The 21943-nt window shown below is 68.3% G+C and carries 18 protein-coding genes and 5 pseudogenes; 13 read left to right on the top strand and 10 right to left on the bottom strand.

Annotation, left to right across the window (positions count from 1 at the left end):
* Window positions 1–709 precede the first annotated feature (709 nt).
* The 3 genes and pseudogenes from SLAV_RS00835 (at window position 710) to SLAV_RS00825 (ending at window position 2202) form a co-directional block, all read left to right on the top strand.
* The gene (locus SLAV_RS00835) at window positions 710–1087 is read left to right on the top strand and encodes a hypothetical protein (RefSeq protein ID WP_158741081.1); all 378 of its coding nucleotides are present in this window, start codon (window positions 710–712) and stop codon (window positions 1085–1087) included.
* 78 nt (window positions 1088–1165) lie between these two features.
* Window positions 1166–1537: pseudogene (locus SLAV_RS00830) on the top strand (helix-turn-helix domain-containing protein); the annotation flags it as partial.
* Window positions 1538–1881: 344 nt separating this feature from the next.
* Window positions 1882–2202, top strand: coding sequence for a GYD domain-containing protein (locus tag SLAV_RS00825; protein ID WP_030242206.1), 321 nt, complete (start codon window positions 1882–1884; stop codon window positions 2200–2202).
* Between the two features lie 18 nt (window positions 2203–2220).
* Here the strand turns inward: SLAV_RS00825 and SLAV_RS43510 are convergent, their stop codons facing one another.
* A complete protein-coding gene (locus tag SLAV_RS43510) occupies window positions 2221–2481 on the bottom strand; it encodes a hypothetical protein (protein WP_030242204.1) in 261 nt (86 codons plus the stop codon).
* A 173-nt stretch (window positions 2482–2654) separates the two neighbouring features.
* A complete protein-coding gene (locus tag SLAV_RS00815) occupies window positions 2655–3350 on the bottom strand; it encodes a helix-turn-helix domain-containing protein (RefSeq protein WP_158741079.1) in 696 nt (231 codons plus the stop codon).
* 200 nt (window positions 3351–3550) lie between these two features.
* Here SLAV_RS00815 and SLAV_RS43335 point away from each other — a divergent pair, with 200 nt between their 5' ends.
* Window positions 3551–3796, top strand: coding sequence for a DUF6461 domain-containing protein (locus SLAV_RS43335; protein WP_335341824.1), 246 nt, complete (start codon window positions 3551–3553; stop codon window positions 3794–3796).
* Window positions 3797–3989: 193 nt separating this feature from the next.
* On the opposite strand, the pseudogene SLAV_RS00810 reads toward SLAV_RS43335, so the two are convergent.
* A pseudogene (locus SLAV_RS00810) lies at window positions 3990–4871 on the bottom strand (IS5 family transposase).
* A gap of 158 nt (window positions 4872–5029) precedes the next feature.
* On the opposite strand from SLAV_RS00810, the gene SLAV_RS00805 reads away from it, so the two are divergent.
* Window positions 5030–6124: a hypothetical protein gene (locus SLAV_RS00805; RefSeq protein WP_030242091.1), complete on the top strand. Its 1095-nt coding sequence runs from the start codon at window positions 5030–5032 to the stop codon at window positions 6122–6124.
* 116 nt (window positions 6125–6240) lie between these two features.
* Here SLAV_RS00805 and SLAV_RS00800 read toward each other — a convergent pair whose 3' ends face one another.
* A complete protein-coding gene (locus tag SLAV_RS00800) occupies window positions 6241–7785 on the bottom strand; it encodes an ISL3 family transposase (RefSeq protein ID WP_063760394.1) in 1545 nt (514 codons plus the stop codon).
* A 1440-nt stretch (window positions 7786–9225) separates the two neighbouring features.
* Between SLAV_RS00800 and SLAV_RS00795 the strand changes: the two are divergent.
* Window positions 9226–9561 (top strand): annotated as a pseudogene (locus SLAV_RS00795) (transposase); the annotation flags it as partial.
* Between the two features lie 67 nt (window positions 9562–9628).
* Here the strand turns inward: SLAV_RS00795 and SLAV_RS00790 are convergent.
* Window positions 9629–10468, bottom strand: a complete 840-nt coding sequence (locus SLAV_RS00790) for a pentapeptide repeat-containing protein (RefSeq protein WP_234333991.1) — start codon at window positions 10466–10468, stop codon at window positions 9629–9631.
* An 81-nt stretch (window positions 10469–10549) separates the two neighbouring features.
* Between SLAV_RS00790 and SLAV_RS00785 the strand changes: the two genes are divergently transcribed.
* A protein-coding gene (locus SLAV_RS00785; protein ID WP_425276216.1) for an IS5 family transposase occupies window positions 10550–11472 on the top strand; the annotation gives its coding sequence in 2 pieces (ribosomal slippage) (window positions 10550–10925 and window positions 10925–11472; 924 coding nt in all).
* On the opposite strand, the gene SLAV_RS00780 is transcribed toward SLAV_RS00785, so the two are convergent.
* Window positions 11469–12674, bottom strand: coding sequence for an alpha/beta hydrolase family protein (locus SLAV_RS00780; protein ID WP_030240065.1), 1206 nt, complete (start codon window positions 12672–12674; stop codon window positions 11469–11471). The two genes, SLAV_RS00785 and SLAV_RS00780, sit on opposite strands and share 4 nt — an antisense overlap.
* A gap of 142 nt (window positions 12675–12816) precedes the next feature.
* Between SLAV_RS00780 and SLAV_RS00775 the strand changes: the two genes are divergently transcribed.
* From SLAV_RS00775 to SLAV_RS00765, 3 genes are read left to right on the top strand one after another with little or no spacing between them, the layout of a single operon-like run.
* Window positions 12817–14013, top strand: coding sequence for a sensor histidine kinase (locus tag SLAV_RS00775; RefSeq protein WP_199922235.1), 1197 nt, complete (start codon window positions 12817–12819; stop codon window positions 14011–14013).
* Window positions 14010–14687 carry a response regulator gene (locus SLAV_RS00770; protein WP_030240062.1) on the top strand — a complete coding sequence of 226 codons (678 nt, stop codon included), beginning with the start codon at window positions 14010–14012 and terminating at the stop codon, window positions 14685–14687. The genes SLAV_RS00775 and SLAV_RS00770 overlap by 4 nt, the downstream gene beginning before the upstream one ends.
* Window positions 14688–14729: 42 nt before the next feature.
* Window positions 14730–15380 (top strand): hypothetical protein, encoded by a 651-nt coding sequence (locus tag SLAV_RS00765; RefSeq protein ID WP_234333906.1) that lies wholly within the window; start codon window positions 14730–14732, stop codon window positions 15378–15380.
* A 91-nt stretch (window positions 15381–15471) separates the two neighbouring features.
* On the opposite strand, the pseudogene SLAV_RS00760 reads toward SLAV_RS00765, so the two are convergent.
* Window positions 15472–16721, bottom strand: a pseudogene (locus SLAV_RS00760) (IS256 family transposase).
* A 183-nt stretch (window positions 16722–16904) separates the two neighbouring features.
* On the opposite strand from SLAV_RS00760, the gene SLAV_RS00755 reads away from it, so the two are divergent.
* Window positions 16905–17573 (top strand): hypothetical protein, encoded by a 669-nt coding sequence (locus SLAV_RS00755; protein ID WP_158740956.1) that lies wholly within the window; start codon window positions 16905–16907, stop codon window positions 17571–17573.
* Between the two features lie 733 nt (window positions 17574–18306).
* Here the strand turns inward: SLAV_RS00755 and SLAV_RS00750 are convergent.
* Entirely contained in the window at window positions 18307–18669 is a 363-nt protein-coding gene (locus tag SLAV_RS00750; RefSeq protein ID WP_030240054.1) for a hypothetical protein, read from the bottom strand.
* 624 nt (window positions 18670–19293) lie between these two features.
* Window positions 19294–19494: a hypothetical protein gene (locus SLAV_RS00745; protein ID WP_159038048.1), complete on the bottom strand. Its 201-nt coding sequence runs from the start codon at window positions 19492–19494 to the stop codon at window positions 19294–19296.
* Window positions 19495–19836: 342 nt separating this feature from the next.
* On the opposite strand from SLAV_RS00745, the gene SLAV_RS00740 reads away from it, so the two are divergent.
* Window positions 19837–20571, top strand: a complete 735-nt coding sequence (locus SLAV_RS00740; RefSeq protein ID WP_158740952.1) for a helix-turn-helix domain-containing protein — start codon at window positions 19837–19839, stop codon at window positions 20569–20571.
* A 305-nt stretch (window positions 20572–20876) separates the two neighbouring features.
* On the opposite strand, the pseudogene SLAV_RS00735 reads toward SLAV_RS00740, so the two are convergent.
* A pseudogene (locus SLAV_RS00735) lies at window positions 20877–21314 on the bottom strand (IS5/IS1182 family transposase); the annotation flags it as partial.
* Between the two features lie 169 nt (window positions 21315–21483).
* Between SLAV_RS00735 and SLAV_RS40600 the strand changes: the two are divergent.
* Window positions 21484–21930, top strand: coding sequence for a PadR family transcriptional regulator (locus tag SLAV_RS40600; RefSeq protein WP_106979792.1), 447 nt, complete (start codon window positions 21484–21486; stop codon window positions 21928–21930).
* The last annotated feature ends 13 nt before the right edge of the window (window positions 21931–21943 follow it).

Genomic DNA, 21943 nt, shown 5'->3' with positions numbered 1-21943 from the left:
CGCGGAGGTGTCGTAAAGCCAGTCGTACGCGTCCGCCGCCGGATCAGCACGCAACGCTGCACTACGGTCGAGCACTGCCGGCTGGATGGCCAGACCGCCCAGGACCGCGATCGCGACGACGGATGTCACGGCAGGGGTCAGGAGCCGGGATCTACGTGATCTTCTGGATAAAACGCCATGTTTTAAGTGCACGATTTCCTTCCTTCATGGACGAATGAAGGCGGAAGCGGGAAGCACGAGGCGCGAGGAGGTGCCCGAGTCAGCACGCTGGACCTGAGGCCCAGATGGCAGCAAACCGAACCGGCGCGCGCCCGATGATCGGCACAGCCGTACAACGAATCAGTCCCCCATAGCGGCACTGGCCCCCCGGCCGCCACTGACACACGCGAGGGTGCATCCCGGTTGGGGCTGCCACCCATGTGGTGATCACCCTACCCACGGTTAACGTGGCTGGGCCACGCTTATTCGGACAGATGTGCGGGATCTTGGTAGGAGGTCATGGCCTGCTTCGGCTGCTGGATTTCCTGTTGCTGAACTTCTCACCGGGCAAAGCGCGGTGGGTGCACACCCAGCCCATGCCAGTGATGGTGTGCAGTGGCGTTTCGCCAGTGAATGTCGCTTCCCGTCCGGGTGAACCTCGTGCCTGAGGCCTGTCGCTTGGTGGGTGGGGGTCGGTAAAACCGGCCTCGCGATGATCATGATGCGGGCTGTGACCTTGGCCGCCGCGGCTCTCGCCTTCTCGTTTCCCGCCTCCGCTGTGTACGCGGTCGAACAGCCGGCCGCGGTGCCGCAGTTGCTGCCGATAGGGGTCGCGGTCGGCGCGCTCCCGCTCGCTGTTGAGGACCGGACGGGCTATCAGCGTACGAGCTTCAAGCACTGGAACGTGGGCGCGAACCCCACGGACGGCTGCAACACCCGTGCCGAGGTGCTGATCGCTGAGGCGGTGGTGACGCCGGGGGTCGGTCCGGGGTGCACGCTGGCGGGCGGGGTGTGGTGGTCGTACTACGGCGAGCGGGAGATGACCCCGGCCGGGGCACTGGACATCGACCACGTGGTCCCGCTCGCGGAAGCGTGGGACAGCAAGTAGTAGTGCTTTGTTACTGACTTTGAAGTCGGGTTGTCGTGGGGGGCTGACGATCGGTGATCGTCGCGGTATGCCAGGTGTATGAGGTATCCGCAGGGTGGGGGTCTGACCGCGGAGAGGCAAGCGTTCCGCGAGCGGGTCCGGATGGAAGCGGTCGCGATGTTCGCCGCGGGGCGGGGCAGCGGCGAGGTTGCAAAGGAGTTAGGGGTCAGCGTCCGGTCGGTCCAGCGGTGGCGGCAGGCCTGGAGGGCGGCCGGCCGGGACGGGGTTCGTTCCCGAGGCCCGGCGTCCCGGCCGAAGCTGAGCGAGACCCTGTTCGCCGTGCTTGAGGAGGAGCTTGCCAAGGGCCCGGTCGCGCACGGCTGGCCGGACCAGCGGTGGACGCTGGCCAGGATCAAAACCCTGATCGGCCGCAGGTTCCACGAGTCCATGACGCTGTCGGGCATCTCCCGAGCGCCGCCGCGGTGTTTCCACAGGGGCTTTTTGGCAGCTCCGCTGTTCGGTCAGGAACAGGTGGGTGGCGGTGACGAGGGTGACGTGGCGGTGCCATCCGATGAATGAGGAGGCCGGAGGAGATACGCGAGAAACCCGCCACTTGGTAGCCGGCAGTCACAGCTTGCGGGGCAGCCTGTCGAGACGGTATGCGATGATCGTGGACTCCGAGGCGGGTGGTGCGGCCCGGCGAGGGCAGGTCTGTGCGGCCGTTTGGGCGTCTCCCGGTGGTCGGCGCGGTGCGCGCTGCCAGATCGTAGGGATGGCGCCGTGCCCGCGACGCTTTCGCAAGACGGGAGACCGAGATGCCGAAGTACCTGGTCCAGGCCAGCTACACCGCTCAGGGCGCTGGGGGATTGCTCTCCGACGGGGGCACAGGCCGGGTGGAGGCGGTCCGTAGGGTGGTCGCCTCCTGTGGTGGCACTCTGGAGTGGCTGGCTTTCGCCTTCGGTGAGACGGACCTGTACTGCGTGATCGAGCTGCCGGACGATGAGTCGATGGCGGGCGTCTCGATGACAGTCCGGGCCAGCGGCGCCCTGCAGTCCAGCGTGGTGCGGCTGCTCACCCCAGAGCAGATCGACACGGCGGCCCGGCTGACGGTCGACTTCCGGGCGCCCGGTACCTGACCCGCTTCCAGGCCGGGGCTACGCCGCCCCGGGCCGCACAACGAATCGGTATTCTCCCTGGTCTTCGGGCCACTGCGCGATCAGCCAGACCAGCGGGATCGTGCCGTCGCAGGCGGGTTGGGGACGCCGCCCCGCGAGGCGGACCCGCAGCAGCACGAAGTGCGAGCTCATCGCCGCTCTGGAGCCCTTGCGCCAGGTCACGGCCCGGCCCCGGCGTCCCGCGGCCAGCATGTGCTCGCGCAAGGAGAGCGGACGGGTGCGGGAGCCCTGTGGTCGCATGATCCAGCTGGTGATCCTGCGTGGGCTGGGGATGTCGGCTCGGACGGGTTCGGCGGTGCCGACGCGGAGGGCGGCGAGGTGTTTGCGGACGACTTGGCGGCTTCCTTGGTACCCCGTTGACGGATCTTCAGGAAGAGGCGACTGCCGCTGACCTGGCCGAGGCTCTCGGTGAATCATGTGTTCAGGTACGGCTTGAACGGCTCCAGCACTCCTGCCGGGCGGCGTTCGTGGGCGGAAGCCAGGAGCTGGTCGAGGTCGGTGTCGCGGAACCGTCGGACGGTCTTGCGGTCGAGGTTCAGCCGACGGGCGATCGCACTGATCGTCCAGCCGGCCGCGACGAGTTTGTGCACGTCGGCGTGGCGTTGGCAGGTCCGTTCGAGGATCTGTGTCCGCGGCAGCTGATGCAGCGGGAGCTGCATCAGCGTGGGCGCCTCGGATATCCCTGCGGTCTCTTCGTCAGCGCGTTCACGCAGGCAGGCGGCGAAGGTCTCCGAGGTCCGGTCGGGCAGGACGTCCACGGCCCGGTCGGCCTTGACCAGGAGAGTTCCATAGGTGCGGCCCTTGCGGAAGGCGAACTCGTCGACACCGAGGGCCCGCGGCGACCGCTCCGGCGCCGTCGCAGGACCCAGGAGTTCCAACATCCGGGTCCGGGCCGCGACGAGGTGCATCCGGCGGCACAGCCGTTCGCCAGCCCGGCCGCCGAGCTCAACCCCGACCTGCCGCAGCCAGCCCTTCAGCCCAAGGCTCGAACGGCGATACCGCTTGCTCAGCCCGCTGACCTGCTCGACGAACGTCCGCCGCCGACACGTGGGCCGGTCACACAAGAGCCGCCGGACCCGCGGCCTGACCAGCAGCTTCTTCCCCGTCAAGGGTCGCTCGGCGGCGTCGCTCTAGCAGGAGTGGACCCTCCCGGCCCAGGCACGGCACTCCGGGCATCTGGGCGGCGGACCGTACGCGGCTGCCACCACGACCAAGGCCTCCGCCGTGAACTCCACGGCCTCCGAGCGCACATCGACGTCCGGGAACAGCACATCATCCAGCGAGCGGACCCTCACCAGCCAGACATGCCCTGCCGAAACGTTCCCGCACGCGAACCCTGACCTGGGAATCACGAAACTTCGGGCAGAGCCAAAATTCGGGATCGGCATCAGGCTTAAGGGACGGAGATCCTGGCGTCGATACCGAGGCAGCGGTCCTCGCTCTGGCAGAGCGCCTCACAGGCGTAGGGGTGACCGAGAAGCTACTGGCGGAGGACGAGTACCAGGGGGAGTCCCGGAGAGGAACCCGCCAAGGAGTGAGAGAGCGTCACCACTGACGTCACGGAACGCCCACGGTGACCGGACATCCGTACAGGCGTGATGAGATCAGCCCGCCCGATGTTTCTGTCCGCAGACAGTCGGCGCCCGCGATGTCGGACGGCGTCCAGAACGCCGCGCTCATGTTCGGATGCGCGATCCGTATCGCAGCCCGGGAGGGCGCGTCTTTTGTCCGCGGACTAGGGTCCGTCTTCAAATTGATCTTGCCCAGAGCAGAAGTGATGCGAGTGTGACCGCTGCTTCGTAGGAGGTGGCGGTTTTCTCGTAGCGGGTGGCGATGCCGCGGAAGCCTTTGAGTTGGCTGAAGCAGCGTTCGACGGTGTTGCGGCGGCGGTGGATCCTGCTGTCGAATGCTGTCGGTCGGCCACCTCGGCGGCCTCGGTTGCGGCGGTGCATCTTCTGGTCGTTCTTCTCCGGGATGGTGTGTCCGATGCCGCGTCGTCGCAGTTAGGCGCGGAAGCCGCGTGAGCTGTAGGCCTTGTCGGCGATGACGTGGTCCGGTCGGCAGCGGGGCCGGCCGGGGCCGGTGCGGGGTACTCGGATGCGTCCGGGCAGAGGCCTCACGCAGACGCCGTCATGCCGTTGCCCCGGGGTCAGCAGGACGGCCAGGGGCCGACCGCGGCCGTCGCAGGCGAGAGGGATTTCGGCAGTCAGGCCTCCTCGGGATCGGCCGAGGGCGTGATCGTCCGGTTCGTCCGTCCGGTGCTTCCCCCTTTTTCGGCCGGTGGCGGCGGCGTGCTGGTGGGCGCGGACAATGGTGGAGTCGATCTGGACCAGCCAATCGATGTCACCGGCTGCGTCGGCCTGGGCCTGGATCTGCTGCAGTGCCCGGGTGAACACACCGTCGATGGCATAGCGGCGGAAGCGCGTGTAGACCGACTTCCACGGGCCGTAACGTTCCGGCAGGTCACGCCAGGAAACCCCGGTCCGGATCTTGTAGACCATCCCGTTGATCACCCGACGGTCCTCCGCCCGAGGCCGGCCCCTGCCCGCACTCGGTATCAGCGGAGCCAGCAACTCCCACTCGACATCAGTCAGTTCATGGCGACGAATCACGAAAACATGATCCACCATCGAACGATCTTTTGAAGACGGACCCTAGAGCGCGCCGAGGATTCGAACGGTGATGCTCAGCGTCGTGGCTGTGCTTCGGCCCCACAGCGAATTGAAAACACGTTGGCCGGTCTGCCACGGAGCTGCGACGATGCCCCTGTTTCCCGAGGGGAGGACGTTTGTTCGTTTTCGTGTGTGTGCGGTGTGGCTCCAAGCTGACCGCCCCGTTGTCCCAGGTCGCCCTGCCGGCCCACGCTCGCCAGAAGTACGGGAACGGGCTTCAGCTCCCGGTGCTCATGGAATCGGGGACGTTCGCCGTGGAACTGGAGCCCTGGGGGCCGCCGTGGCGAAGGTGGGAGGAGATCGATCCGGACGAGGCGGCTGCCCGCGGCATCTACGCGCCGGTCCACGCCCTGTCCGACGGCGTGTCCGGCGCGGTTGTCATCGCACCGGGAGACACCCGCGGCGCCGTGCTGATCCCGGAGAAGCGCGGCGGCGCCTGCTGCGGCTTCGACGGGGGTGACGGCCCCAACATGGCCTGCGCGGCCTGCAGTCTTCCCGTGGCGAGCAGGATCGACGACTGCTCGCTCTGGCAGGCCGTGTGGCTCGCCCCGAACGCCGTGCGCCGCCTTCCCGTCGAAGGCGCCGACCCCGGACCGCTGTCCTGGGCGGACCTGCTCGCGGAGGGGGATGGCGTGCCCCCGTCCGAGCCAATCCCCCCGTGGGGAGAGCCGTTCCGGGCGAGCGACCGATGGCACTGGAGCCCCCAGTGGGTGGCGGCGGCCGGGCAGGCGCTCGCCCACCTCCTGGTGGCCTCCGACGGCCGGGCGGTAGCCGTGCCGGACGGCCTGACCGCCAAGATGTTCCAACGCGCCCTCGACACCCTGCTGCCGGCCGGCGGGCCGAGGCGGCGCGCCGTCCTGGCCGGACCGGGACAGCCGGCCCACGACGGCGCCGACATCCTCCTCGTGCCGTCCCACCCGCAGACCGGGAAGGCATGGACCCCTGCCACTCCGGCGCGCTTGGTCCCGTTGCCGTTCGGGGTGTGGCTCCGGCTGGTCTTCCCCGAGCCGCAACTGCCCGTCCCCTCATCGGGTCCAATACCCGACGGCGTCCTTCGCGACGACCCGCCCACGCCAAACGTCCATGACATGTTCCGGATCGACTGGGGAGTCTTCCAACGAACCCTGGCCCGGCTGCCGGCCGTCCGCGCCCCGTGGCTACGCCAGATCCACGACAACCTCACGCAGCACATGCGCACCGGCCTCCTTTAGCGGAGTGACAGGTGCCAGTACCGATCGAACAGCGCCGGACAGCGGTGCCTCCCGAAGTGGCGGTTCTGGCTCAACTTTTGGGCTCTGTCGCTAATTTGGGGGTAGCGGCCTCTTGATCATGGTGAGAGCAGGATGCGGCGCCGTAGGAGATCGAAGTTGGCGCGGCCGTACATCTGTCTCTTCAGTAGCTTGATCCGGGTGACGTTGCCCTCGACTGCTCCGGACGTGTAGGTCGTGGTGAGGACGGCCTGGATGGCCGCGCGGTCGCGTCGCATGCCGTTGGCCAGAGTTCGGAGCTCTTGTTGCCCGTCGAGGCGGACATCGGCGATCCAGACATCGAGGGCGAGGTGTTCGCTGTGGCGGTCGCGGACCATGAGTGCCAGGCGGCGTGCGTACTCGACGGTCGTCGCCAGCACGTGGTTCCGCTCGCACAGCTCGTCGAGACCCTTTCGCTCAGCATCGGTGAGGTGCTCGGGGCGTCGCATGATCCAGTCGGTGACCCTGCGGACGGTCAGGTGGGGCAAGGGGGCGGTGGTCGGGATCGCGCCGTTGCGGTAGGGCTTCAGGTGCCGGCGGACGGTGTTGACGTCGCCGCGGTAGCCCAGCCGCTGGATTTCCCGGGCGAGCGCGGAAGCGCTGGTGCAGCCTTCCATCCAGCGATGGTGCAGGTAGAGGCGGTAGTCGTCGATCAGGGTGGGTCGGTGGATGGCTGCGAGGAGAAGTTCATCTACTTCTGCGGTGCGTGCGAAGCGGTTGACCGTGCCGCGGCTGAGCTGGAGGTCGCGTGCGATGGCGCGAAGGCTGTCGCCGCGTTCGATGCGTTCGTGGATCTGTTGGTGGCGTTCGCGGGTGCGGGCGACCAGAGGCCGTGGCCGTCCGTGGATGTCCAGCTCTGCGCGGTCGCGGCCTTCAGAGGCCGGGCCCTCGTCGCTCCGGTCGTCGTGGGAGGTGAGGGGTTGTCGCAGGTCGGAGCGATGCCGCCCGATGACGCGTTCGACTGCTTGTGCCAGGTTGTTCAGGAGGTGCCAGGCATCGGCTACCTGCCTGGCCTGCGGGGCGCCGGTCTGGGCCCCGTCGCGGTAGGAGCCGGCACGGTCGCGGCAGATGATCCGGACCTCAGGATGGTTGCGCAGCCAGGACGCGAAGGTGGCTGCGGCCCGGTCGGCCAGGACGTCGATCGGGCGGTGGGTTGCCATGTCGATGAGGATCGTCGCGTAGGTCCGTCCCCTTCGAACGGCGAACTCGTCGACGCCGAGATGCGGCACTGGTCCCGATGAGGGGAGCGGAAGAGCTCGGATCAGCCGGAGCACAGTGTCCTTGCAGGTGTCGATGGTCATGCGCTGGACCAGGCGAGTTCCTGGCCGGCCGCCCAGGAACAGGGCCACGTCGGTGAGCTGGGCGGTGAGAGCGTCCGTGCGGCGTGCATGGCGATGCGTCAGGGCCGGTATCTGTTCGGCAAACGTCCGACGGGGACAGTGCTCGTTCCCGCACACGAGTCGACGCACTCGTAGCTCGATCCGCACACGCCGACCAGCGACCGGACGATCTGCCAGAGTCCGCTGGTAGTAGCAGTGCACTCTCGAAGATCTTCGCCCGCATCCGGAACAGGCCGCGGCCACGGCCCCTGACCGCACGGCGACCCGGACCTCCGCATCCGTCATCACCAGCTGGTCGACCTCCACCGCGATACCCGGCAGAAGAAGATCCGAGACCTGAACCCCACCCGTCACATCGGATAGTTGCCCAACTTCCCCCAAATTAGCGACAGAGCCCAGAAGTTGAGCCAGAACCCGTTCTCATGAACAAAGCCACGGTGGACTCCGACACCCTGATTGACCGCTGGTATGTGCACCGCATCCGCTTGGACAGCGAAGGCACCGCCCGCCGGGTCCGGATCGGCACTGAGGCGTTCGCCCGGCCCACCGAGTGGTTCGCCCTGGACGAATGCGAGATCACCGACCGGGGCCTGTCCACCCCGGCGGTCGAGCGGATCGTCCAGGCCAGGAGCGCGCCCCCTTCCACCCGGTGGACTCCGGGCAAGAAGCAGGAGGAGTCGGCGCAGGACGTGCAGGCGCACGAGCCGAGGCGCCGGCTGCTGTACGCCCGCCGGACCGTGTCCACCGACCTGACGGAAGAGGTGTGCCGCGAGATCACCGAGTTGGCCGGGGTGAGCCCGCAGCTTCAGCGCCGGCTGGACGCCGCCCGGCGCAGCGCCCTGGCCTCGGTGGAGAAGGAGACGGAGGCCCGTCGGGAGCTGTTCGCCCGTCTGAATCAGGCCGTGGCCGCTCAGAAGACCGGGAGCATCAAGGCGCTCCTGGCGGAGATCAAGGCGGGCACCCGGGGCCGCCGAACCGAGGAGGAAGAACGCACGGTCCGCGAGGCCGCCGCCTACCTGGCCGCGCTCGAGGCGGCCAAGCTCGCGCGCCTGGACACGCTCCTGGAGGACATCAGCCGTCTTCCGGCGAATGAGGATCCGCGGCGTCTGCGGTCCAAGGTCGAGCAGTTACTCCAGGTAGCCGCCGAGGCCGGCAAGCTCGGGGAGCACCGGCAGACTCAGCTCATCCTGTGGAGTACGCGCCTTCGGTGTCTGCCCTTTCCGCCCCGGCTGGCCAAGCCGTTCAAGCCGCAAGAACGTGTGCCGCTGCACCAGCAGGTCGGCCGCGCGTACTGGACCACGAGGCCGTGCTCCCAGTGCGGGGCTGACCGCGGCCAGCAGTGCGTGGTCGACGGGGGACCGCATGCCGGCCGCGTACGGCAACTACCGCACGTCGACCGGCTGCGGCCCGTCATCGCCGAACTCCAGGAACAGCAGAAGAAGCACGAGGCGGTCCGGACCGTGTGGCTGGCGTACGACGTGCCCTGCCCCACTGCGGTCAGGAGGCCGGCGCCTGGTGCCTCACACCCGGCGAACCCCACTCCGCGCGCTCCAAGCAGGCCAGGAAGCTCACCGCGCAGCAAGAGCCCTACCTCTGAGCTTGACGTTTTTGGTCCGCCCCCGAACGGGGCTCGAACTTGTTCGGGGTTTGCCCTGTTCATGGCGTGTCCGCAGGGCTGGAGGCTGATCCTGCGAGGAGAGGTCGGCGCGGCATGGAGGCCGCATCGTGGAACAGGTCGAGCACGAGGTTCAACGAGACGCGTTCAGGACGGTGACAGCGTTCCGTACCGAGCTGTACACGTCTCTTCTCGCCCGGGGGGACGCCCTCTTCGAGCTGTGCGATCCCCTGTTGTGCACCGACGGCCCGGTCCGCACGCTCGTGGACCTGGCCCTCGCACCCGAGCACCGTCGGGGACACGGCGCCCTCTACGCCGGGCTGAACCAAGGCCGGATCGACGTCGCCCGACTCCGCCGTGCCTTGGTCGGGGTCCCGTTGCCCCGGGCCGCCGACGGGCGCCTGGTGCTCGCGGTGGACGTGTCGCCGTGGCTGCGGCCGGCCGCCGGGTCTGTCTTCCCACATGCCGAGATTGCCGAAGTAGGCGTGCCATTAACGAACGTGTCACCAGGCTTCAAGGATTCGGCCTGGGCAGCTGGCCCGGCAGGAGCAGTCCTGCGGGTAGGGCGGTTAGGAGGCCGTCGTCGAGGGATGGAGGCCGCGACCAGGTTGCCGCGTCTCTCAGGTCGACGACACCGCCATCGAACTGTGCCGTACGGAATGTCACCGTGGCACCGGAGAACTTGGCGCGGTCGAAGTTCACGGCGCCGCTGGAGAACTTGGCGCGGTCGAAGTTCACGGTACCGCTGGAGAACTTGGCTCCGTAGAAGCTCACCTTCCCGCTGGAGAACGTGGCGCCGTAGAAGCCCACCTCGCTGCCGGAGAACTTGGCGCGGTCGAAGTTCACCACGTCGCTGGAGAAGGTGGCTTCACGGAAGTTCACCGAGCCGCCGGAGAAGGTGGCTCCACGGAAGTTCACCGAGCCGCCGGAGAAGGTGGCTCCACGGAAGAGCACCTCGCTGCCGGAGAACGTGGAACCGTAGAAGCCCAGCGAACCGCCGGAGAAGGTGGCACCGTAGAAGCTCACCAGGCCGCTGGAGAAAGTGGCTCCGGTGAAGCGCACCTTGTCACCGGAGAACGTGGCGTTGGAGAAGTCGCCGCCATCGAACACGGCGCCGGTGAAGTCGAGGTCGTATCCGCTCCAGGACGTCTCTTGTGGGGTGGCGGTTAGGAGGTGGTCACGGATTGTCCGGATGACAGTGAGGCGGACTTCGCGGTTGGCTTGGCCGTTGGAATCTCCGTCGGCTGGTGTGCCCTCTGCGAGGATTCCTGGGTAGGGCATGCGCAGGTAGGCGCAGAGAACGTCGATACAGGTTTGTCGGCGTTCGGTCCAATCGTCGGCGAGCCCGGCCATGGCGTGGACCCCGGCTAGGCAGTGTCTGATGGCTCTTGCCTGGGATGGTGGATCTATCCCTGTTCTGGGCAGGGGTCTGGCATGGTGCGTCGGCATGAACTGACGAATGCTCAGTGGGAGCGCATAGCTCCGCTGCTGCCGGAGACCGGGAACCCGGGTGGGCGGTGGGCTGATCACCGTACCGTGGTCAACGGTGTGTTCTACCGGACGCGGACAGGGATTCCGTGGCGTGACCTGCCTGAACGCTACGGAACCTGGCAGACGGTCTACGAACGCCACCGCCGGTGGTCGGCCGACGGCACCTGGTCGAAGATCCTGCGCGCTCTGCAGGCCAGCGCCGACTCCACCGCCCAGGACGCGGACGGCTCGTGGGCAGTCAACGCCGACTCCACCACCTGCCGGGCCCACCAGCACGCAGCCGGAGCCCGGCACGCTCCTCCGGCCGACCATCCTGAAAAGGGGGTGGCGCGCGTGTGGACGGAGATGGCCGTGAGGCCCTGGGACGCTCCCGGGGCGGGCTGACCAGCAAGGTCCACCTGCTGACGGATGACCGCTGCCGGCCCCTGGCCTGGCTGACCTCGCCCGGTCAGCGTGGGGACAGCCCGATGTTCATCCCGCTCATGCAGGCCCTGAACGTGGCCCGCACCGGGCCAGGACGTCCGCGGACCCGGCCGGACCGGGCCCGCGGCGACAAGGCCTACTCAAGCCGCGCCAACCGCGTCTACCTGCGCAAACGCGGGATCAAAGCAACCATCGCCCAGCCGGACGACCAGCGTGCGAACCGCCGCCGCCTTGGTCGGGCCGGCGGCCGCCCACCGGCCTTCGACCGTGAGCAGTACCGCCGGCGCAACACCGTCGAACGCTGCATCAGCAAGCTGAAACAGCACCGGGACGTCGCGACTCGGTACGACAAACGCGACTACATCTTCCACGGCACCCTGGCCACCGCAGCCATCGTGATCTGGCTCCGCGACCTCACCAAAGAGCCATCAGACACTGCCTAGTGCTGGAAGAGTACTTCCGGATTGTTCGGCGAGGGGCCGTCCAGCAGCGGACTGTGGATCCCCTTCAGCGTCTGGTCGAAGAACGCTGTCACGTACTCGCGGGTGATCACCAGCCCGCGTTCCGGGGAGAGGCCCTGCGTCGGGAACCCGGCCTGCTTCTTAAGCAGGTCCAGGTCGCTGAAGTTGAAGTGGTCGGCGTCGGTGACCGTCAGCCACTCCTTGTAGCCGCCGAGGGCGGCCCATGCCTGCTCCCACGTGGTGTTGTGGCCGCCGGCCGAGTGGTTTTCGGCCGTGCCCAGCATGAGGAACGGCCGGTTGATCTGGCCTGGCATCGGGGTCGGGTGGAAGGTGCCGTCCATGTTCACTCCGGCCCGTACTCGCGGGTCGGCGATCATCGTGGCGGCGGCCGACGCTCCGCCGAGGGAGTGTCCGGCCATGCCGATCTGGTGCTTGTCGATGAGGTGTGCCAGGCGCCACGCGGTATTGCCGTGCGTCAACTGGTCGATCACGAAGGACACGTCCGTCGCGCGGCTGGCGACGACGGAGTCGAGGTTGAGCGCCGGGTTGTCGCAGATCGCGCACGGCGGCGTCTGGCCGTTCGCCAGCGTCTCGCCGCTGTCCTCGTTGGTGTGGCCGACGAGCGCGACGACGTAGCCGTGGCTGGCCAGGTCGGTCGCGAGCGCGGTGAGCGTCATGCGCGGGTTCTCGTGCGCGGCTGAGAGGACCACCAGCGGATACTTGCCCCTCTGCGGCCGCGCGCCGTCGAAGGCGTGGGTGGTGACGCTGGAAAGGGTCTGCGGGGTGACGCCGGAGCTCGCCGGCGTCTTCTGGCGCTGGAGGATTCCGGCTGCCTCGCCGAGGGTCATGTAAGGGGCCGGAGTCCCGGTCCCGGGGACGGCCGGGTAGATCATCGTGACGGTCAGTTGGCGGGGGCCGGATGATGGCACCCACGGGTCGGGACGGTTCGCGTCGGTGAGGTGGATGACCTCCTTGCCGGCGGCGTAGGGGCCGGTCGGCGCGGGGAGGGTGCCTTGGAAGGACCGTGTGGGCGCGGTGGCCGTGGCCGGTGCGGTGTCGAACGCGTGCGTGGCCACCGGTGTGGCCGACGGTGTGGTCGTGGCGGCGAACCCGGTGCCGGTTCCGGTGACGAGGGCGGCGAGCGCCAGCGCCGCGACAGCGCTGATACGGCGATTGCGTTTCATGGGATCGACGCTAGGTTCCGCAGCTCCTCCGTCGCGTCGGCCGGTGGATGTCACCGTTCCCCAGGCCGTCGGCCCGGGGGTGTACCCCGCGTACATCCCCGGGGCGACGCGCGGAGCCGACGCCGCTGAATACGATCTCCGTATGGAAGAGCTTCTCCAGCGTCTCTCGACATCGAAGCGCGTGACCTGGCTGACGGACCGGGCCGTGGTACTGGCCACCGCCTGCTTCTACGCGCTGATGCTCTGCTGGTCGATCCGTCGTGGTCCCGGCCTGTTCCGGTTTCCCGGCCTCGGGCCCTTCCAGATGATGGGTCTGTGCGTCGTGCTCGCCCTTCCGGTTCTGCTGATGCGCCGTCTGCCGGCGGCGGTCTTCGCGGCGATCCTGGGCGAATCGGTCCTCGGCGACCTCTTCGGCGTGCGGCCCTTGATCGTGTTCGTCCTGCTCGTCTTCTTGGGCGGGCACCTCGCCGTCCGGCGGCCGAAGGCTGCCGCCGTCGGCTCCGTCGCGGCCGTCGCGGCCGCGTTCGTCGAGAACATCCACGTCTACCCCGGGGAGACCGTCAGCGACGCGGCCCAGTGGGCCGGGCAGTTCGCGTTGTGGTTCGCGGTCGCGTGGGTCTTCGGGGGGGTGTATCGCAAACGCCGTGAGTACCTCGGAGCCTTGCATGAGCAGAGGGCGGCCCGCGCCGTCATGGCCGAGCGGCTGCGGATCGCCCGCGAACTGCACGACAGCGTCGCGCACAGCATCGGGATCATCACGGTGCTGTCGGGAGCGGCGGCTCGGGTCGTGGAGACCAAGCCCGAGCAGACGCGGCAGGCTCTGACCGGCATCGAGTCCACCAGCCGCCAGACGCTGCTCGAGCTGCAGCGCATGCTCGGAGCGCTACGCCGCGCCGAGCCGGACGACGCCATGCCGGGGGCCGCTCCGCTGGCGCCGGCCGGCAGCCTGGCGGATATCCCGCGGCTCGCCGAACGCACGGCCGACGCCGGGGTGCGGGTCCACGTGGCCTGGCGGGGCGAGCGGCGTCCGCTGCCGCCGGAGATCGAGCTGTCGGCGTTTCGGATCGTCCAGGAGTCGGTGACGAACGTGGTGCGGCATTCCGGTGCGCGGACGTGCCGGGTCGCGGTGGGATACGAGCCGACAGGATTGAGGATCGAGGTGGTGGACGACGGGGACGACAGTCCCGGGCCCGGCCGTCCGAGGCCCTCGGCAACGGCCGGCGGGAGCGGCTTCGGCCTGCTCGGCATGCGCGAGCGGGTGACGTTGCTGTCCGGCCAGTTCAGCGCGGGCCGACGTCCGGAGGGCGGATTCCGGGTGGCTGCGAGGCTCCCGGCATGAGCGTGCGAGTACTGCTGGTCGATGACCAGCCGCTGATGCTGGTCGGGCTCGGGATCCTGATCGGCGACACCGCCGACCTGGAGGTGGTCGGGGAGGCCGGCGACGGCGTCGAGGCTGTGCGCCTGGTGCGCGAGCTGCGGCCGGACGTCGTGGTGATGGACATCCGGATGCCGGGCATGGACGGGATCGAGGCGACCCGGCAGGCGACCGCCGAGCCGGACCCGCCCAAGGTGCTGGTGCTGACGACCTTCGACGACGACGAGTACGTCTACGGCGCACTGCGCGCCGGCGCCAGCGGATTCCTGCTCAAGAGCATGGCCCTGGACGCGATCCTGGACGCGATCCGCGTGGTGGCGGCCGGTGACGCGTTGCTCGCGCCGAGCGTCACCCGACGGCTGATCGCCGACTTCGCCGGAACCTCCGCCACCCCCGCACCGGCCACCGAGCCCGCCGCGGACTCAAGTCTCGTCGCTGGGATCACCGACCGGGAGCGCGAGGTGCTGGCACTGGTCGGACAGGGACTGTCGAACGGTGAGATAGCCGAGCGGTTGGTGATCAGCGCGGCGACGGCGAAGACCCATGTCGCGCGTCTGTTCGCCAAGCTCGAGGCCCGGGACCGCGTCCACCTGGCGATCATCGCCTACGAGAACGGACTCACGCCGGGCAGACGGTAGGGCAGGGTGGAGAAAGAGCAATAGTCAAGACCTGTGAACGAGATGACGTGCGAGCAGGCTGCGGCACCCACCGAGTTCGATCCTATGCTGACGGTCGTGCAGGTACTGGGTGTGAGCAATGAGGACGAGATGGTCGCCTGCTTCTTGAGCGGCGAGCTGTCTAGCCAGAGGTTCGGCCAGAACCTCCGGTCCCATCTGGCGGTAGCCGGGCAGGCAGAGCAGTTGCTGACGCATCCGGACCTCTCCGACGCTGGAGCGAACTTCGCACGTCGCGCTCTGCTGGCCGCGACGCGCGGATACGGCGAGAACCGTGACCTGTTCGAGAACTTCCCCGCTCACGTCACGTGGACCAGGGCACTCCTGTCCACCGACGAGGCGGCCGACGTGCGGTACCTCGACAATCCCTACTGGGTCGAACTGTCGGGTGGCAGCCGCCGGCCGGCCGACGCGGCCGCACGCATCAAGGCAGGGCTACGGGCGTTCGACGTGCCCAACGAACCGTTCGTCGACGCGGCCCACGCGTTCATCAGAGGTGAACGATTTCCTCCGCTCATCCTCGTCGGAGAGAGGCAGGACAACCTGGTCTGCCTTGAGGGCCACCTGCGCCTGACCGCCTACGCCCTCGCCGGCTTCCCGGCCGACATCGAGTGCCTGATCGGCACCGCGCCGGCCATGGGACGCTGGGCGCGGTAGTCCAGTCGCGCCAAGCTCTCGCCGCCCCAAATCAGCCTGACTGAGGATAGGCCAGCTCAGCCATGGGTCGGCTGGTGGCTCCTTCAGCCAATCAGGCTGCCTGCTCCTCGCGTTCGACGAGGACGCCGTTCTCGAACCGTGCCCCGGCGCGGACCAGGGGCACCAGATGGGCACCGGTGATCGCACGCCATCGAGCCTGAGCTGACTCGACCAGCTTGAACACCATCGCGAGCGCGGCCGCCGGGCTGCCCGCACCTCGCGTGACCTTGGTCCGGAGCTTGACCGTCGAGAACGTCGACTCGATCGGGTTCGTAGTCCGCAGGTGGATCCAATGCTCGGCCGGGAAGTCGTAGAACACCAGGAGTTCCTCCCGGTCGCCGGTATTTTCGCGACGGCCTTGGGGAACTTGGCGCCGTAGGTCTTCGCGAACGCCTCGATCGCCTTCTCCGCGTGGCCGCGGTCCTCCGCGTTGTAGATCTCCTGCATCGCCTTCGTCGCCCCGGGCTGCGCGGACTTGGGCAGGCAGTTCGTGACGTTGCGGGATTTGTGGACCCAGCACCTCTGCGGCCGTGCGGCCGGGAACACTTCGGCGAGCGCCCGCCACAGGCCCATCGCGCCGTCGCCGACCACCAGCTCGGGGTCACGCATGCCGCGTCGGCGGCAGTCTCGCAGCAGGTCGGCCCACGACTCGGTGGACTCCCGCAGGCCCTCGGCCAGGGCGATGAGTTCCTTGGTGCCGTCCAAACGGACCCCGAGCAGGACCAGGACGCACGAGTGCGCCTGGCCGAGGCGGACCTTGGGGTGCACGCCGTCGGCCCACACGTAGACGAAGTCGCGGTCGGACAGGTCCCGGGCCTGGAAGGCGGCGTGATCGTCGCTCCACTGCCTGGTCAGCCGTGTCACGGTGGCGGGCGACAGGCCGGCGGTGCCGCCGAGAAACTGCTCCAGAGCGGGCACGAAGTCCCCGGACGACAATCCGTGCAGGTAGAGCAGCGGCAGGACCTCGGAGATCTTCGGCGACTTGCGGCACCACGGAGCCAGGATCTTCGAGGAGAACCGCTTGCGCTCGCCCGTCACTTCATCGACGCGGCGGTCGTTCACCCGCGGTGCCCTGACCGCGACCGGGCCGGCCGCGGTGACCACGGTCCGGATCTGATGGTGGCCGTTGCGGACCACGAGACGTCGGCCGGCAGAATCGGTCTCGGCAGCCAACTCGGCTATGTACTGGTTGACTTCCTCCTCCAGCGCGGCGGCGAGCATCCGGCGGGCGCCCTCACGGACGATTTCGTCGATCAGGGAGCCGGACTGGGTCGAGCCGTCGTCGGTGACTACGCTGAGCACGCGCGTGCCTTCCCAACCCGCGCTGCAACGCGGGCCTATTCGGAGACCATCAAAGGATCATTCGGGAAGGTACGCCCTTCGCGTTCCCTCGCCGATCCACAGGTTCCGAGCATTGCTCTCCTGGGGTTCATCGCAGTCGATCGGTATCAGGATTGGCAGAACGCTCGGGGCCCGGCGGTGCGCTTGGACGATGCATACGTCCAACCAGGGGATGAGTCGAAGAGCGTCGCTTTCAGAGGCGCGATGACGCCGTCTGCCGAAACCATCAGCCAGCTGTCGGAGCGACAGAACTTCAAGTCGTGGGTACAGGAGACCGGTGCGGTCGGCTTGGCAGACATCCAGTCGCTCGTGATCACGTTGGGCGGCTACGACGAGAAGAACGAGGCGAGCGTGACCGGCGCGGAGCTAGTCGACAAGCACTGCGAGCCGGCGCTACGGGGCACTCTCTTCGAGAGCCCCGGGGGAGGAGGGGGAAGCCCCATTCCCAATGTCCGTTTCGACCTCGACAAACCCGTCGTCTCCCCGAAGGCCTTCGCAAAAAAGGAGTACAAACTGAAGAAGGGCGAACAGCAAACCTTCGTGATCGAGACCACCACGAAGAACCAGGCTTGCGAGTTCAGAGTCCTCTTCCACGTCCGCGTAGGCACGAAGACGACCACCGTTACTGCGGACGACGCTGGCCGACCGTTCAAGGTGACATCCCGGCTTCCGTACGAGCAGTACCAGGTGCTCTACGTGGGAGGTATCTATTGCAGCGGCCCCCTTCCCTACTACCGTCAGGACCCGAAGCTGTTCGCGGTCGGCCGCCAGTGCAGCAAGGCCGGCGTGACGGAGGGGCAGACGACTCCTTGATGCGATCAGGCTCGTCTCTCCCCCCTACGGGGAAGATCAGAACGACCAGTAGCGGGAGCGGTCAGCCGGTGGTGGGCTGACTCGGGATGCGGCCGGAGGCGCGGATCTCCTGTAGGTCAGGGATGCTCCCCTGGGCACCTGGCCCCACTTCTGGCGGCCCCCAGTTTGCCTCCATCTCAGCGCTGGCGTCGGGCGTGCCCTCGCCTGAGGGTGCTGCGAGACTGCGCCGATGAGCATCATGCGCCGCCCTCTCGGGCACGGGCCGGTCCCTCGCAACGACGTCCAGGAGGAGCGTGCGGTCCGCGGGCGCACCGCCGCTGAGCGGGCCGCTGAGGAGACTCTCCAGCAGCGGTCCGCTCCGCCTGCGGATCCCGGGGCCGTGTCTGCCCGATGCATCCTCGGAGTCGGTCCCGGGTCCTGATCACAGGCCCGGAGAACGCCGCTCAGCAGCGGTTGACCCTGTTGGGGCTAACAGGTCTACCCCTTCCCGGACACGCGGTTCAGCAGCCGCGGGAGGTCCCACCGGCGGCCGGACAGCCGTCTCCCGGGGAGAACGATCATCACATCGGGTACCCGGGGTACCCGCTTCGCCCGCTGCCCTCCGCCCGCCCGTCATCCGTCCCGCACACCGCTGTTCGGCTTCTGCGAGCGCCGATCCTGCGGGTGGATATGCGTATCCACTGCCGTATCCACCCTGGCAACGCCCGATATCCAGCGGCCGCCGCCGGAGTTGTCAGCGGCGCTTCGCGTATCGCGCGGCCTGGCGGTCGACGGCGGGGTCGCCGGCGGTGAACGGCTGGACGCGCAGGAGTCCGCCGGTGCCCGGGTCGGGTCCTCCAGGCGGGAGCAGTCCGACGTCCTGGGCGACGCCGTCGGCCCATCGCCCGTCCGGGCCGGGGCGGCCCTGCAGCTGGCGGACGACCGGCTCGGTGCCCAGGTACAGCACACGGCGCCGCGCCTGTCCGTACGCCCGCAGGATCCGCCGGATCGCGCTCGGGGTCTTCGCGGTGAGCTCCACCTCGACGGCGCCCAGGGTGCCGCCGGGCAGTACCAGGACCAGGTCCGGCCAGTGCAGCGCCCGGGGGCCGACCGGCACCGCGAACGTCTCCCCGCGCCGGGTCCAGGGGCCACGGGCAGGCCCAGGTCCTCCAGGAGCTCCTGGGCGCCGCCGTCAACGGCCTCCGCGCTGCGGATCTCCCGCTCGGTGAGCACGGTGTGCCCCTTCGCCTCCAGGGCGAGCCCGACGTCCGCGACGGCCAGGCGGTGCAGCAGCCGCTCCCCGGGCCAGCGCGGCGCCCTCAGCGTGGTGGCGGCATGCCGGACTCCGTGCTCGCTGGTCCACACGGTGGTGCCCGCCCACGGGGCCTCCGCGGAGCGGTGCAGCAGTCCGGCCTCGGTCATCAGCCGGGCCCGGGTCCGGGTGGTCTCCACCTGGCCGCGCCAGCATGCCGTGGCCGCCTGCCGAAGGTCAGCGTGCTGTACCGCGTGGCCGGGGTGAGCAGCTGCTCGTCTTCCTCGGTGCGCACCCAGCCGTCCCCGCGCAGCTCCCCAGTGCCCCGGTTCCGCCGTCGGTGCTCGGCTCGCCTCCGGTAGGGGCATGACCCAGATACGCCAGAAACCCGCCACGGGATGATCTTGCAGACCGGAGGTGCCTGGCCTCGGTGATACGGAACCGCAACGGCCCGCCGGATGCCGACGGGCCCGTCACGAAAGATCGAGATTAGTACCCGACGTACAGGTCCCAGTCCCAGAGCGACGGCTGGCAGCTGTATATCTTCCACATCCTGGCCGACTGCCCCTGCTTCCCCACCGCCACGCACTCGGACTGCGTCCAGAAGTCGTCATAGAACACCATCTCGCCCATGACGCTGGCGGATGCCGCCTTGGGCGTACTTGTCGTGACCGCCTGGGCGGGTGCCACGGTCCCAACCGCAAGCATCGCCCCAAGGACAGTGCCAGCCAGGATACGTCCGATACGCATAGCTGCTCCTTTCATGTGCCCTCGGCGAGGGCGGCGTGTGTCCAGATTGCTCTGGAGCTCGGGCGGTGGCCTTGTACAAAGGCGCACTCCTTCAAGAGAGTCGACTGACGCGCGCACCGGCACTGGTCGCAGACGGAGGTTGAAACGTCCATGGAGTCGACGAACAGGGGCGAGTATGTGGAGCGTCGCGCCTCGGAGCGATTACGGGCTCAGGTCGTGATGTACAGAGGTCATCGCACTGCAGGGCGGGGACCGGTCAGGCTCACTCTTCCCTCGGCCACCGTGACGTTGATCCTGGGCTGGGGAGATCCCCTGCAGTTGTTCCACGAGGCCCGGAGCGCTCCGGAGTCGCGTGCGACGTGGCATGCGATGCTCGCCGGTCTGCGGACCTCGTCCGTGAAGGGTGGCTACCCGGGGGTAGCGGAGGCGGTTGAGGTGGAATTCACTCCGCTCGGCGCGTACATGTGCCTGGGGTTGCCGCTGCACCACCTGGCCAACGACCACGTACACCCGGATGAAGTGTTGGGTACCGGCTGGTCAGCCAGGCTCACTGAGCAGCTCATTGCGACGCCGGACTGGGAAGGGCGCTGGGCTGTCATCGAGAACGCCCTTGCGCGGCGGATGGTGGACGCTCCGCCGCCCTCGCCAGTCGTTGCCGAGGCATGGAGCCAGCTGCGCGCCTGTCACGGGCAGCTCTCGGCCAAAGATCTGGCTGCCACCACGGGCCGCGGCAGCCGGCGGCTGCAGGTGCTCTTCCGCGAGCAGATCGGACTGCCACCGCAATCCGTCAGCCGGATCCTGCGATTTCAACGGGCGCTCACCTTGCCGCCCGAAGCCTGCCGATCACTGGCTGACCGGGCGACTCTGTGTGGCTACTACGACCAGGCGCACATGAACCGTGACTTCCGCGACCTGGTGGGACTCACCCCCGCACAGCTTTGCGTTCTCGCAGAGAGTGCCGTTTCCCGAGGCAATGCTCCTATCGACGGACGGCTGGCCAATGTCTTCTGTCACTGAAGCTGCCACCCAGCGGCCCAGGAGGTCGGCCCGTGCGGAGTTCAAGGTGCACAGCCGAACAGCGATCGACCGCGCGTGAGCGTATGACGCGTCCAGGGCTACATGCTGCGCGGTAGCGCCGTGCCCGCGGTCTACCGTGCACGCTGCCAGCCCTTCGACGGCACCCCCAACTCGCAATGCTCCGCCGGGTCCTCAATGACGACTCCTTGCCCCTGCGGGCCAGGGTCGCCGCCGCCCTCGTTCGGTGACGCGGTTCTCGTACTCGCGGCGCGCCTTGCGCTAAGAGGTCGTTTTCACCCGATATTTCATCCCGGAATCGGGTGTTCTGTGGTCTTCTTCGGGTCGCGCCAGGAGATGGTGTTCTCGCCGGTGAGCCGGCGGGCCATGAGGTCGGTCATGGCAATGTGGATGACGGCTTCGGAGCGGGTGGGCAGGGTTTCGTAGTCGCGGGCCAGGCGGCGGTGGAGCATGAGCCAGCCGTAGGTCCGCTCGACCGCCCACCGTTTGGGTATGGGGCTGAATCCCCTGGTCCCGGGCTTGCGGGCGGTGATCTCCATGTCGATGCCGAGTCTGGCGGCATGCTCAACGAGGTGCTGGCGGTAACCGCCGTCGACCCACACCTTGCGGATCCGGGGGTGTTCGGCGGCGACCTGGTCGAGCAGTGAGGTGCCGGCAACGGAGTCCTGCACACTCGCCGCGGTGACCAACACTGCGAGGAGAAGGCCGAGTGTGTCGGTGACGATGCCAGAGGCCCAAACCCGCGATGTCAACGCCTACCGTTCCGGAATCTCATCCTCAGCCTCCTCTTCCGCCACAGGCATGCACGGCGCACACTTCGAAACAGAGGTCGATTTCCGGGTATCCCGCAATAGATACCGCAAGCGACCTTAAGCCATTCGAAAGGACCCGTACATGACTAAAACGACCAGCCAGAAGCAGCGTCACCGCACGGCCCCCGCGGTCGGTGTCGCATCCGTGGCGCCTAAGGGTGAAAGCAGCCGCTTTGTGATCACGAGCCAGGCATGCTCCATCCTCGACGCCTTCCTCCAAGACCCCGAGCGGCCGCGGTACGGCCTGGAACTGATGAAGATCACGGGCCTGAGCTCCGGGACTACGTACCCGGTGATCTACAGGTTCGAGCGTGCGGGGTGGTTGACCGCGGCGCCGGAACCGATCGACCCGCAGAAGGCAGGAAGGAGCCGCCGCCGCAGCTTCAAGATCACCCCGGAGGGGATCCGGGGAGCCCAGATCGCGATGACGGAGCTGCGCCATGAGGCAGCTCTCCGCGGTGCCGACCAGCGGCGCAAGGCGTCGGCGATCCCGCCGATCCCCGGATACACAGCCGGCGCAACCGGCTGATCATCTAAGGAGA

The organism is Streptomyces lavendulae subsp. lavendulae, from assembly GCF_002803845.1.
GTDB lineage: Bacteria > Actinomycetota > Actinomycetes > Streptomycetales > Streptomycetaceae > Streptomyces > Streptomyces lavendulae.
The sequence above is the reverse complement of the archived record's forward strand: the minus strand, read 5'-3'. Positions and strand labels throughout refer to the sequence as shown.